General features: G+C 65.6%; 11 protein-coding genes. All 11 read right to left on the reverse strand.

Going from position 1 to position 12,603, the window contains the following annotated elements; translation table 11 throughout:
* The 11 genes from AC0KVN_RS07340 to AC0KVN_RS07390 all read right to left on the reverse strand — a co-directional run bounded on the left by AC0KVN_RS07340 (position 1) and on the right by AC0KVN_RS07390 (position 12,576).
* Positions 1-1,275: a polysaccharide biosynthesis protein gene (locus AC0KVN_RS07340; protein WP_435566530.1), complete on the reverse strand. Its 1,275-nt coding sequence runs from the start codon at positions 1,273-1,275 to the stop codon at positions 1-3.
* A complete protein-coding gene (locus AC0KVN_RS07345) occupies positions 1,268-2,074 on the reverse strand; it encodes a WecB/TagA/CpsF family glycosyltransferase (RefSeq protein ID WP_435566531.1) in 807 nt (268 codons plus the stop codon). The genes AC0KVN_RS07340 and AC0KVN_RS07345 overlap by 8 nt, the downstream gene beginning before the upstream one ends.
* Positions 2,071-2,976, reverse strand: coding sequence for a P-loop NTPase family protein (locus tag AC0KVN_RS07350; RefSeq protein WP_099232688.1), 906 nt, complete (start codon positions 2,974-2,976; stop codon positions 2,071-2,073). Before AC0KVN_RS07350 ends, AC0KVN_RS07345 begins: the two co-directional genes overlap by 4 nt.
* Positions 2,973-4,328, reverse strand: a complete 1,356-nt coding sequence (locus AC0KVN_RS07355; RefSeq protein WP_017499212.1) for a GNVR domain-containing protein — start codon at positions 4,326-4,328, stop codon at positions 2,973-2,975. Before AC0KVN_RS07355 ends, AC0KVN_RS07350 begins: the two co-directional genes overlap by 4 nt.
* Complete coding sequence (locus AC0KVN_RS07360; RefSeq protein WP_435566629.1) at positions 4,325-5,737, reverse strand: AAA family ATPase; 1,413 nt, start codon at positions 5,735-5,737, stop codon at positions 4,325-4,327. Before AC0KVN_RS07360 ends, AC0KVN_RS07355 begins: the two co-directional genes overlap by 4 nt.
* A gap of 5 nt (positions 5,738-5,742) precedes the next feature.
* Positions 5,743-6,606, reverse strand: a complete 864-nt coding sequence (locus tag AC0KVN_RS07365) for a polysaccharide biosynthesis/export family protein (protein WP_435566532.1) — start codon at positions 6,604-6,606, stop codon at positions 5,743-5,745.
* 19 nt (positions 6,607-6,625) lie between these two features.
* Positions 6,626-7,783 carry a hypothetical protein gene (locus tag AC0KVN_RS07370; RefSeq protein WP_435566533.1) on the reverse strand — a complete coding sequence of 386 codons (1,158 nt, stop codon included), beginning with the start codon at positions 7,781-7,783 and terminating at the stop codon, positions 6,626-6,628.
* A 261-nt stretch (positions 7,784-8,044) separates the two neighbouring features.
* Positions 8,045-8,254, reverse strand: a complete 210-nt coding sequence (locus AC0KVN_RS07375) for a hypothetical protein (protein WP_010339081.1) — start codon at positions 8,252-8,254, stop codon at positions 8,045-8,047.
* 168 nt (positions 8,255-8,422) lie between these two features.
* Positions 8,423-9,814 carry a sugar transferase gene (locus AC0KVN_RS07380; protein WP_435566534.1) on the reverse strand — a complete coding sequence of 464 codons (1,392 nt, stop codon included), beginning with the start codon at positions 9,812-9,814 and terminating at the stop codon, positions 8,423-8,425.
* A gap of 286 nt (positions 9,815-10,100) precedes the next feature.
* Positions 10,101-10,337 carry a hypothetical protein gene (locus AC0KVN_RS07385; protein ID WP_313229385.1) on the reverse strand — a complete coding sequence of 79 codons (237 nt, stop codon included), beginning with the start codon at positions 10,335-10,337 and terminating at the stop codon, positions 10,101-10,103.
* Positions 10,338-10,428: 91 nt separating this feature from the next.
* Positions 10,429-12,576 carry a TonB-dependent receptor plug domain-containing protein gene (locus tag AC0KVN_RS07390; protein WP_435566535.1) on the reverse strand — a complete coding sequence of 716 codons (2,148 nt, stop codon included), beginning with the start codon at positions 12,574-12,576 and terminating at the stop codon, positions 10,429-10,431.
* Positions 12,577-12,603: the final 27 nt, after the last annotated feature.

The raw sequence follows: 12,603 nt of genomic DNA on the forward strand, positions 1-12,603 counted from the left end.
TCAACCCTCCGCCTGGTTGCGGCGCCAGCTGCGGTCGAGCTGCCAGATGCCGAGCATCATGACGAACTGCGACAGCACGACGCCGGCGATCGAGAAGACGGGCGCGACCAGCAGGGTCAGCAGGGTGACGGCGGCAATGCCGACGCCGCAGCTACGCAGGCTCTGGGCGGCGAGCGGACGGAAGGCCTTGCGTGCCTGGGTCATGACGCTCATCGGCGTCTGCACGCACTGGACCAGCGAGAGCAGGGCGCAGAGCGCCACGGCAGTGATCACCAGCTGATGGTCGAGCGTGGGCTTGAGGATCAGGCCGGGGAAGAAATAGAGCGCGCCGGCCGCGACGACGCAGGTGCCGAGCCACAGGAAGACAAGGGCGCCCATGAAGATGCGTTCCGACTGGATCGCGGCCTGATGATCGCCGCGCGCGACGGCACGGGTCATGCGCGGGCGTTCCAGCTGAGTGAGGGCGGTGATGCAGACATTGACCGGGCGGAAGAACAGCATACCGACGGCGATCGGAGCGAAAGCGGTCGGCCCCGCGAGCAGGGTCACGGCATAGCTGTGGGCGTTCGACGTTGCCTCAGTCGATAGCACGCCGACCAGCGTCCAGGCCGACTGTTCCTTCCACACCGGGCGGTAGGCGCGCAGGGCGGCCAGCGGCGACATGGCGACATGGCGGCGCAGATAGGGACTGCCGAAGGGCAGCAGGCCAGCGAGGCTCGCGGCGACCAGCATGGTGCCGATGCCGGTCAGGTCCGCGCCGGTGCGCATCGCGACCAGCAGGCCAATCAGGATGGTCGCGGCATAGGCGATGTCGGACCGGGCGGCCTGCATCGGCGCATGATGGGCATAGGCGTTGGAACGGCCGAACCAGCGGATCAGCGACAATGTGCCCGCGAGGCCGAAGACCAGGGCGGCCTGCGGCGAGGCGGTGGTCCAGGCGATCGCGGCGCAGATCAGCCCCTGGCTGAGTGACAGCAGCAGGTTGACCGGAAAGAAGAAGCCATGCGCCGCGCGATCGACATCCTCGCCCTGGTTCACGGCGATCGTATAGGGCGTCGACACCAACGCGTTGGACAGGCTGTAGCCGAACTGGATGATGACCAGCAGGAAGGCGAGCACGCCGATGCCGGTGGTGGCGAGATGGTGGATCGAGAAGAGCTGGACCAGCAGATGGCTGACCGAGACGATCGCCGAGGAGAAGCTGGCGAGGCCGAAGCGGCCGAAGATGGTGCCCAGGCGCTGGGTACGGCCGGAAGCCGCCTGCGCCTCAGCCATGGCGGTGCTTCCAGATCAGCCACAGGGCATGGGGATTGGTGGTGATATAGCGCCAGGCCAGTTCCTTGGGCCGGGTGCCCATGCGGTGCAGCCATTCCAGGCCATTGCGCTGCATCCACATCGGTGCGCGCGGATAGTCGCCGGTGATATAGTTGAACAGGCCGCCGCAGGTGACGATCCAGCCGGCCTTGATCCGGTCGCGATTGCGCACGCAAAAGGCCTGCTCGCGCGGCTTGCCGGTGCCGACCCACAGGACGTCAGGCGCGGCCGCATTGATCGCGTCGATCACCGCATCCTCTTCCTCGGGCTTCCAGAAGCCGTTGCGGCGCCCCGCGACGGTGAGGCCGGGTGCCATCTCGACGATCCGATCGGCGCAGGCGGCGTTCACCTTTTCCTCGCCGCCGAGCAGATAGTAGCTGACCCCCGCCTTCGCTGCGGGCACCAGGCTGTCGATGAACATGTCGGTGGTGCTCGACCGGTCGGCGATCGGCGGCTGGCCGACCCAGCGCGAGGCGGCGACGACGATCTGGCCATCGGCATGGATCAGGTCCGCCTGCGCCAGATTGTCGCGAAACCCCTTGTCGGTGGCGTTCATCGACAGGCCCTGACCATTGCAATCGAAGATCAGCAGCGGCCGCTGGTCGAGCGCGCGGCGCAGCGGCGCCTCGCCCAGCATCCGGTCGATCAGCGCTTCGAGCGACAGGGTCGACACCGGAATGCCGCCGACCAGGGCGATCTCCTCCGGTGTGGACACGGGCTGTTGCAGCGGTTGGCGGGGAATGGCCTGCTCCAGGCTCATGCGATCACGCTCCCTGCGATTGCGACGCCGTGGCGGTCCAGATCGTCGATCACGCGGCGCATGTCGGCGATCGCGGTCTCGCCACGCCGGGCGACAATGGTGACGGCATCGAAGCCCGCGAGGATGGAGCCGAATGGTGTCTGCTCGCCGCGCCGCTGGGCGAGATAGAAGAGCATCGACGTGTCGTGCAGGCCCCAGCCGGCGGCGGTGTCCGCCAGCGGCCCCTTGGTCACCAGGCTCGATGCGCTGCCCGATGCCCGGCCGGCTGTCATCAGCCACAGGCCATCGACCGCCGTGCGTGCGGCAGGCAGCAGCGCGGCACTGCCCAGCAATTGTTCGGCCAGACCCGCCTTGTTGGCGACGCGGAACAGCCGATCGAGCGAGGGGCGGTCGATATCGACATCGACCAGCATCGTCTGCCCGTCCATCTGCGCCATCACGACGGCCAGATTGGCGGCAAGGATCGCGGCCTCGTCGCCCGCGTCGATCGACAGGATGGCAAGGCGCAGGGCTGCGCCGTCGCTGTCCTTTGCCGCCGCGCGCATCTTGGCGCGGATGGTGCGGACCTTGGCGGCATAGGCGTCCGCCGGGTCGAAGGCGCTGACCACCAGCGGATCGACCCGCTGGTCGCCGGCCGCCAGCAGCGGGAAGCCGCCCTGCATGGCGAGGATGATGCCCGCCGTCTCGGGATCGAGCAGGCCAAGGTCGATCGCGGCCTGCTGGAAGGGCTGGCCGGCGGCATGGCCATGGGCTTCGATCCGGCCGATGTCGGTTTCGGCAAGGAAGCCATGTTCGACCGCGAGTTGCGCGAAATCCTTGGTGTCGCGGGCGCGGGGCTTGAGGCCGGTCGTGGCGCCGGCGGTCAGATGGGGATGGGCACTAGCCGTGGAACGCAGTCTCATGCGGCCTCCTGTCGCTTGGGGAGCCAGCCGCCCCGCGCGGGGGCAGGCAGCAATTCGGTGATGACTTCGACCTCGGTCGCGCGGGCCACGCCGGCGGCGGAGCGGACGCGGGGCTGGGCGATTTCGATCAGGACGACCGCCGCGATGCCGCCGACCAGGCCAAGGGCGATGCCGCCGACCAGCCAGAGCAGCAGGTTGGGCTTGGCCGGCAGCAGCGGCACGGTCGCCTCGTCGAGCAGGCTGGCATTAGGCTGCGAGATCTGGCTCTTGAGCGCCGCTTCGTTGAAGCGCTGGCGCACCGTGTCATAGGTCTGGCGGGCAGCATCGACGTCGCGTTGCATGACCATCAACTGGTCCTGCACGTCGGACATGCGGATCATGCGGTCTTCCTGCGACGCCATGTTCGACTTGAGGTCGCCCTCGCGGCGGCTGGCGGCGACGCTGTTGGCGCTGACCGCACCGGCCTGGCTGGCGCGGGCGGCGCCAAGCTTGGTCTGGAGTTCGGACAATTGCGCCGAAGCGGCCGCCATGGTCGGATGGTTCGGACCAAGCGTCTTGCCCAGTTCCTGCACCTTGGCCGACTGGGCAGCAACCTGTTCCTGCAAATTCTGGACGATCAGCGATCCTTCGATGTCCGATACCGAACCGGCGCCGGCCTTGCCGCGCGCGGCGGCGGCTTCGGCCTGGGCCTGGGTCAGCTGATAGGACATGTTCTTCAGCTTTTCGGCCTCAAGATCCATGCGGTTGATGCCGATGATGTCATGGGCGCGCTGGAAGTCGGACAGGCGCTTCTGCGCATCCTCATAGCGGCGACGCACGTCGGCGGTCTGTTCGTTGAACCATTTGGCCGAGGTGCGCGCCGGTGAGGCGCGCAGTTCCACCTGCTCGCGCATGTAGATCTGCGCGGCGAGGTTGGCGACGCGGGCGGCGACCTGCGGATCGGGATCGAGATACTGGATTTGCAGCACGTTGCTCTGGCGGCCGGTGGTCACCAGCAGCCCGGCGCGCACGCGCGCGGCGGCCTGTTGCAGGCGGGCATCGGCCGGCATGTCCGCGGGCAGTGCGTCGATGAAGCCCGCTTCCTTGGCGACCGCATTGATCACCTTGGCGCTGCGGATGATGTCGGTCTGGGTGCCCAGGATCGAGTCCACCTCGACCCGGCCCTGATTCTGGGTCGTGTCGGTCGGATCGGTCTGCGACAGGTCCAGCATCAGCGAGGTCGTCGCCATATATTGGCGCGACTGCATGAAGGCCGCGACGGCGATCAGCAGGAACAGGGCGCCGCCGATCATCGCGGCGACCCGCCAGCGCGCCTTGACGGCGGCGGCAAGGTCCAGGGGGTTCATCGTCATAGTCCGTCCACTCCTCGGAGCATGGCGCGCATTTCCTCGGCCGGCGTCGGCGCGACGGTGCGCGGCGCGGGCTGCTTGGCCATCAGCAGCAGAAATTGCGGCGCCAGCGTGTCTTCAAACATCCACAATTCGCCGCCCGGCGTGGGCGTAAGGGCAGGCTCCAACCGGGCCAGTGCATCGCTGGCATCGGCCTCCATGCCCGGATATTCGCCCAATATGTCGCTGCCGACGCGCAGCAGCCGCTCCAGCGAAATCGCTGACATCTGCGATGCGACGATGCCGGCCAGCGCGATCATCCGGCGCCCTGATGCGCTGTCGCGCAGGGCGCGCGTGAACAGGCCATGGCTGGCGCTGCTCATTTCCGCCCAGTCGTCCAGCGCGCTGGCCAGCCCCTGTTCGACATCGCTGGCGGTCACCTGCTCGCGGCCGCCGGCCTCGGTAACAAGCGCCGCCTGCATGCCGAACAGCCTCGCATGATAGGGCGACCCCATTGCTGCGCCGGCCAGCGCCTCGACGGCTTCGGGCGTGATCGACAGCCCGGCCTTCTCACCGCAGCTTGCCAACAGCAACTCCAACTCGGGGCGGGCGATCGGGCTGACCCGCTGGGGCGCGATATGGCGGCGGAGCGAGGGATGGGCGGCGATCAGGCCGTCCACATCCCCGGCTATGCCGACCAGCACGACCTGCACCGGCGAATGGATATCCGTCAGCAGCTTGAGCAGCGTCGCCACATCCTGCTTGGCGGTGTCGGAGCGGACCCGGTCATATTCGTCGAGGATCAGGATGGAGCGCTGGCGCACCTCCTCGACCAGCAGGGTCGCAAGGCCATTCACGTCGAGCGGACCGGTGGCGAGCTTGCGGGCCCGTTCCTGACCCGCGCCGCTCATCGGCAGTTCGGTCAGGAAGGGGCGGAACAGCGAGTCGAAATCGGCCTCGCCGCTCGCCGACCCGTAAAGGGCGACGCAGCCCGCCTCGTCGGCCAGATCGCCGAAGACGCGCGCGAGCGAGGTTTTGCCCGATCCGCGCGTGCCGAAGATGATCGCATGCTTGCGCTGGACCACGATCGCTTCGACCAGCTTTTCCAGCTCATTGTTGCGGCCGGCCAGGCCATGGCGGTCGGTCACCGGCATGGCGGTGTTGAAGGCGCTGTAGATCGAATCGCGGCGCAGGCTGATGGGCTTGAGCGGCGTTGCCATCGCGCCCATCGAAAGCGGTCGCGGGGTGTCGTCGGGCGCCGGTTCGGGCTCTGCCGTCCGGTGGAAGCTCGGTGCGACCGGTTCCTCCAGCAGCAACGGAGCCTGATCGGGGATGACACGGGCGGAGAGGCTGGAGCCGCCGGCCAGTCGGCGCGGCAGGGACCAGAGCCAGTCGAGCGTGCCCGCCGAGCGGGCGCCGAAATCATGTTCCATCGCGGTCAAAACAGCTTCTCCCGGATGATGAGGACGTCTTCGGGCTTGACCGGATCATCCAGCTTGGCCTGTACCTCCTGGCCGCCGCGCTTCACCTTGATGCTGCGGGTCGAACCGGCGAGGGTCGGACCACCGGCCAGGGCAAGCGCCTGGCGGAAGGTCTGGCCCGCGACATAGGAGAAGGCGCCGGGCTGCTGGACCTGGCCATAGACATAGACCTTCTCGGCCGGCGGCACGAACAAGATGTCGCCGGCCTGGAGCGGCCGTCCGGCGCCGGCGCTCATGTCGGTGAGCGAGATGCGCACCGCGCCGCTGCCATCGGCCGGGGTCAGGATGACGGCATTGGCGCCGGCCGTGGTCGCGCCGCCGGCCTTGGCCAGCATCGATGCCACCGTATAGTTGCGATCGAGTGGGTAATTGCCGGCTTGGGGCACATTGCCCAGCACCGTGACCGAGCGGCTGACATAGTCGCTCACCTCGACACTGACCGAGGGTTTGGTCAAATAGCCGCCACCGGCATAGCTGGCGGCGATGTCGGACGCGAGCTGGGACGTGGTCTTGCCTTTCGCATCCACCGGCCCGACCAACGCGAGCAGCACCGTGCCGTCGGCCTTGATCCGAGTTTCGGTCGAGAGGTCGGGCTGGCCGAAGATCGAAATCTTCAGCTGATCGTCCGGGCCGAGCAGATAGCCGGCGGGGGCAGAGGCCGTCGGCCGCGCGGGCGTGGCGGCAACCGCCGCGGCTGCGGCGGCACCGGCAGGCGCCTGTGCTGTCTGGACCTGGGCCGTTTGGGTTTGCGCCGACAATGCGTTCGGCACCGCCAGCAGGGGGAGGGCGGCAAGGATATGGAAGCGTGTCGCTATTCTCATGGGTCAGGCTCCCTTCGGGTCAAAAGCGCAGCAGGGCTGAGAGCGTCACCTGCGTGCCGCTATAGTTGGAGACATCGGTGTCGGTACGACGGCGGTAATGTTGGGCGTCGAGGCTGAGATCGAAGCGATCGGTCAGCTTGCGCTTGAGCGTCGCGCCGAACTGGCGATTGCGGTCCGCCTCAATCGAGAAGGGGCGCAGCGCCGCATCCTGCCGGAACTTGCGCCTCTGCCAGTCGGCGTAGAGGCCGGCCGAGGTCAGCTCGCTGATCGCGAACTCCCCCTCGATCCGATAGCTGGAACGGATCGCGAAGCCGCTGGCGATCAGGCTGTCGTTCATGATGTCGCGGGCGGTGGAGGCGGTCAGCTTGACGCGCGGGATGATGCTGGTCGACAGCCGCACATCCCAGCCCATGCCATTATAGTTGCCGACGGCGGCGGAATCGCTGCTGACATCCAGCCATTGCAGGTCAGCATCGATCTGGGTGATCGGCGTTACCGACCGCTGGAAGCGCAGGCCATAGGCGTTGATGCGGTTCTTGATGCCCAGCGTGCGCCGGTCGCTGACCGTCCGCTCATAATAAGTGGTGAGCGTGCCGAAACTGGGCTTGTTATAGCCCAGGCCGACCTTGAAGCTGTCGCTGTCCTGGTCGGCATAGTCGAAATCATCGGCGTTGCGGGTCGTGTCATGCTGGTAGCCGGCGACGGGAAAGAAGCCCGGCCGTTCGCACGACAGGTCGGCCTCCAGCGTCGAGAAGCGCTGGAGATTTTCGGTTGCGGCGTTGATGTCGCCATAATCGGCCCGCTGCTGACGATAGCTGGCGTGTGGCGTGATGCCGCAGGTCGCTCCGAATCGAATCGTCGCCCTGGCCTCCGCATCGAGTCGCAGCTTGCTGCGCTGGGTCTCCGACACGAACTGGTCATAGCCGGCCTTGGCCCGGATCTGGATGTCGTGCCGCCCGATCGGATGGGCATAGGTCGCCTCGATTGAGGGTGTGACGATCAGGTCGCCGGTGGGGTCTTCGACCCGGTCGTCGACGCGATAGACATTGTCGTCATAGAGAAGATCGAGCCCGGCCGTCAGGTGCAGGCCGAGCGTATCTATACGCTTGTCATCATCCTGGGCCTGCGCCGTGGAGGGCAGGCCGGCGAACAGCATTGCGCCGCCTAGAGCGGCCATGGCGGCCGCATGCGGCCATGCAAAATCATTTGCTGCGGGCGCACAGGGGCGCGCCCGCAAACACGGGTTATGGGCATTATCCAAACGCATGAATCCTTATTGCATTGCAGCAACAAGGGGCATGCTAATCGTATTTTTACGTAATGCACACGGGTCCGGACGCGACTTGTCGCGCCAAAACAACGGCTCGTTTCATCGACGAAAGGAGCCGTTAACAGCCGATCCCGGCTGTTAATCTGAGGGCAAGGAAACTGGCCCCGATCAGAAGATCAGATAAGCGATCGCGCCGATTGCCGCGCAGAAGGCGAGGATGCCCGCCCAGCGCGAAACAAACTGAATCGGCCCTTCCGCGCGGTCGGCGATCGACAGCGCATGGCCGTTTTCGGGGAGATCGCGGACGGCGATGCCCGCATCGGAAAAGGAGGTTTTCGTTGCGGCAACTGCCGCCAATTCATCAGCCACGACCGTCATCCTGGGAACTTTATGAACGGTCGTTAATATAGGATTTTAGGGTTCACAAATAGTTTACATCGGCATGAAAGCCGGCTCAGCTCATCGCAAAAGCCGGCTTCTGATGCGAAAAATCCTCAATCCTGGTCAAAGCCCCTGTAAACATTGGGGCTTCGCCAGGAAGCGGGATCAATAGGCGTTGCGGTGAACCAGAACCCGTGCCGTGCCGACCAGGATGCCGATGTCGCGCATCAGGCTCCAGCCGTGCAGATATTCCAGATCCGCCTCGACCCGGTTCAGAATGTCGCGCCGGGTTTCGGTCGCGCCGCGGAAGCCGCGGATCTGGGCCAGGCCGGTGATGCCGGGCTTGAGCGCATGGCGATGCCAATATTGACGGTCGACCTGCCAGAACAGTTGGTCTTCGGCGGTCGAACCCAGCGCATGGGGGCGCGGGCCGACCAGGCTCATCTCGCCAAGCAGCACGTTGAGCAGCTGGGGCAGCTCGTCGATGCTGGTGCTGCGGATGAAGCGGCCGACGCGGGTGATGCGGTTATCGTCGCGCTGGGTCGAGGTGGCGCCGGCGGTGTCGCACTGTTCCACCCTCATGCTGCGGAACTTGAGGATGTGGAACAGGCGGTTGCCGCGGCCGATCCGTTCCTGGCGGAAGAAGACCGGGCCCGGCGAGTCCAGCCGGATCGCGATGGCCACCGCGATCATCAGCGGCGCCAGCGCGATCAGCACCGGCACGGTCAGGATGATGTCGAGCAGCCGCTTCTTGGCGCGATTGGCAAGATTGAGCGGGCCGCGAGCGACCACCAGCGTCGACACGCCGCGATGGCTCTGCACCGCGAGCGGCGCCATCGGGTCAAGCTCCGGCACGATGATCTCGCCCAGGATGTTGCCACCCTTGAGCATCTGTGCCCAGTCCGCCTTGCGCTCCAGCGGGCAGGAAATGACCACCCGATCGAAATCGCGCAGCAGCATGCCAAGACGATGCAGCATATAGGGATCGTCCAGATCGGCGCGCAGGCCGAGCGTCGGAGCGTCCACGATCGTCATGCCGTTCACATCGTCGGGGATCAGGCCGTCGTCGATGATCAGCAACTGGGCGAACAGGCCTTCGGCGAAATGGCGGCGAACGGCGCGGACGACCAGCACCCGCTGCATGACGATCAGCGCGCCGCTGAAGAACAGGCCGGTGCTGATCCCCAGGCGCGAGAAATTGTCGGTAACCTTCAGCGAGAAGACGACCAGCAGGAAGATCAACAGGGTTCCGGCGAAGGCCATTACTGCACTGCGGCATGAAGCCGTCATGCTGGTCAGGCAACGCGGGTTGTAGGCCTGGTTGTGAAAGGCGATGGTGCCATAGACCAATATCCCCCCGGCGAGCGGTTGCCAGACCTCCATCGACAGGATCGGAATGCCGGCCACGCGCAGGCCGATGACGAACCCTGCGGCCAGGGCCATCATGTCTGCAAGCAGCAGAACCAGGCTCAGCCACAGGCGCGCGTTCCGCTGGAAAGCGGCGGTGGCGGGCTGGCGACTGGGGGTTCCTGCAATCGCCAGATCTATTTTGGACATCGGCAACCCTTTAAATGCGTCGTGACGTCATGGTCCGCCCGCCCGTTGTCAGACGGTGGCGATCTTTCCCCAGGACATCCGCTGCCTTTGATTTATGTTGCGTAGCAGCAGGACATAGTTGCTCGGTTGTTACAATTGGGGGAGGGATATTCGGACGCACATTTCCGACGATCCGTTGAACGCACAATTTTCATCCTGCCGCCCCTTCGTTCTGTCGCAGGGAAAATCGATCAGACGCGGTGAGAGGCCTTGCCGGCCTGATGGAAACGACGTCGAATCAAATCGCTCAGCGAAACAGCCACCAGCCGATCAGAAGCAGCGCGCCGACGAGGGCCACGGGGCCGGCCCAGCGCGACAGCAACTGCACGCCGGCTTCGGCCAGATGATGGGGGAAAGGCCAGATTCTGGGGCCATCCGCATCCTCGCCATGCTGCGGGACGGGATCATGCCGTGGCGCCGACCGGGCGCTGTCGTGTCCGGCGTTGCGATCCTGTGGTGGCGGAAACAGATCGACCATCATCATTCCCGATGCGATGCGAGAATAGCGACCGCAGATCACGATAACCTGCGGCCGGGTAAAGATAAACCATTATCCCCACCCGGCCGCGTTCGGTTCAATAGCGGAAACGGGCCGACGCATAGACGGTGCGTCCCGGTTCGGGAAAACCATCCGTCAGCGTGTAATAGTCATCGAACAGATTGCGCCCACCAATGCTGAGGTCGATCTGGTCGGTCAGCGCCAGATCAACGCGCAGGCTGGCATTCACATAGGCGCCGGTGCGGTAATAGCGGGCGGGCTGTGAGGCCGGGGTTGCGGTGAACAATGTCCAGCGGTTCGACGCCAGATCGACGCTGGGGACGATGTGCAGCCGTTCGACCGGCGCCCAGTCGAGATAGGCAAAGCCCTTGTGCGTGGGAACGCCGGTGGGACGGAAGCGCGCGTTTGACGGGTCGGTCAGGTCGCGCTTGATGCCGGTATAGTTGATGCCCGCGTCCAGCGCCGGCAGCAGCGTCGCCGACGCCGACAGTTCGATGCCATAATATTCGCCCTTGCCGACATTGCGGCTCTGGCTGAGGTTGGTGAGGGCGCAGCCCGTGGTCGGGACGGCGGGCGGCGTGGTCGACGCGGTGCAGGGATAGGCCGGCGTCGGCACGCTGAAGATCGCGTCCCGCACCCAACTGTAGAAGAGCGCGCCTTCCAGCCGGATCGATCCCTGGCTCCAACTTCCGCCGATCTCCGCATTGGTCGCCCGTTCCGCCTTCAGGTCGGGGTTGGGGATGGCGGTGTTGAAGCGCTGGCTGAACCGTTCAAAGATGGTCGGGAAGCGGGCACGCGATGACAGGCTGGCGTGGAGCGACAGCGCATCGCTGGCCTGCCAGTCGAACCGGCCTTGCGCATTCCAGGTGTCGGCGTCCCTGCGCGGATAATTGTAGATGACCGATGGCGTGCCCGACGTGCCGAGCGGGGCGCCATATTCCTCCGCCCGTTCCAGGTTGCGCCAGTCATAGCTGCCACCCAGGGTGAAGCGAAGCGTCGGGCTCAGCGCCAGCTCATTTTCCAGCGCAATGGAATAGGTGGCCTCGCTCTGGGTTTGTTTCGGCTCCGTGGTGGCGACGCCGACCGTCGAAAAGCTGGTCTGGAACTCGACATGCTCATCATGGCGATAATGGAAGGCGAGGCGCAGCGTGTCCGCATCGGTCGCGGTGAAATCCAGTTGGGCCGATCCGCCCCAGGCCTTGTCCTCATAGGGGCTGTCAAAGGCGTAGGGGCGGCTCTGCGTGGTCTGCGTCCGGTCGTTGAAGGAGCGGAGCATCGAATCGAACTGGTTATAATAGGCGCGGGTCTTGAGCGTCGCCCGGTCGCCCAGCGCCGTGGTCGACAGGAAATAGACGCTGGTGATGTCCCAGGACGGCCAGTCCCAGAAACGAGCCGTGGTGACCGTGTCGCTGATATGCAGCGGCGCGCCCTTCGATCCTTCCTGATGGGTATAGCTCAGCGCATATTCGTCGGTGGCGTTGGGGGTGAAGCCGACCTTGGCATTGACCCGCCAGTCCTCCGACCGCGAAAAGTCGCGCGCGCCGCCATCTTCCAGCGTGGACACGCGCGGCGTGAAATCATTGGGCAGGTCCCAATGATCGGTAAAGCTGCGCGCATAGCTGGCCTGCGCATACCAGAGATCGTGCCGGGTGCCGATCTTGGCCGACGTGGTATAGCCGGCATAGTCCATGTCATTGTCGAAGCTGACCTGTCCGCGAAGATCGATGTCGAGCGCTTTGGTCGGTTTGCTGGTCACCAGATTGATGGCGCCGCCCATGGCGCCGGGCCCGTCCAGCACGGAGGCATAGCCCTTGGCCACCTGGACCTCGGCAATGTCGGTGGTCAGGAAACGGCCATAATCGAGCCGGTTGTCGGCGGGCAGATAGACACGGATGCCGTCGATCGAGAGCGGCACCTGGAACCGGTCGAACCCACGCACGAAGACCAGTCGCTCGTTGCGGGTGCCGCCGCTGTTGCCGGCGGACACGCCGGGCATGAGGTTGACCGCATCGTCGAGCGAGGTGCGGTTGAAGCTGTAGATGGCGTCGGAGGACAGGGTGCTGCCGTCAATCTCGATCCCGCTGGTGCGGGGGGCGGTGACGATGATCTGGCCGAGCGAGAAGCGATCGCTGTCGCCGGCCGCGTCGGGCGCGCCCTGCGCCTGGGCCGTCGCGGTCCAGCAGCACGCGCTGGCCAGCAAAATGCGCATCATGGTCTGTCGCATGAAAATCCCCCTATTCTTGGTCGTTCG

It is taken from the genome of Sphingobium sp. SG1 (assembly GCF_057063145.1).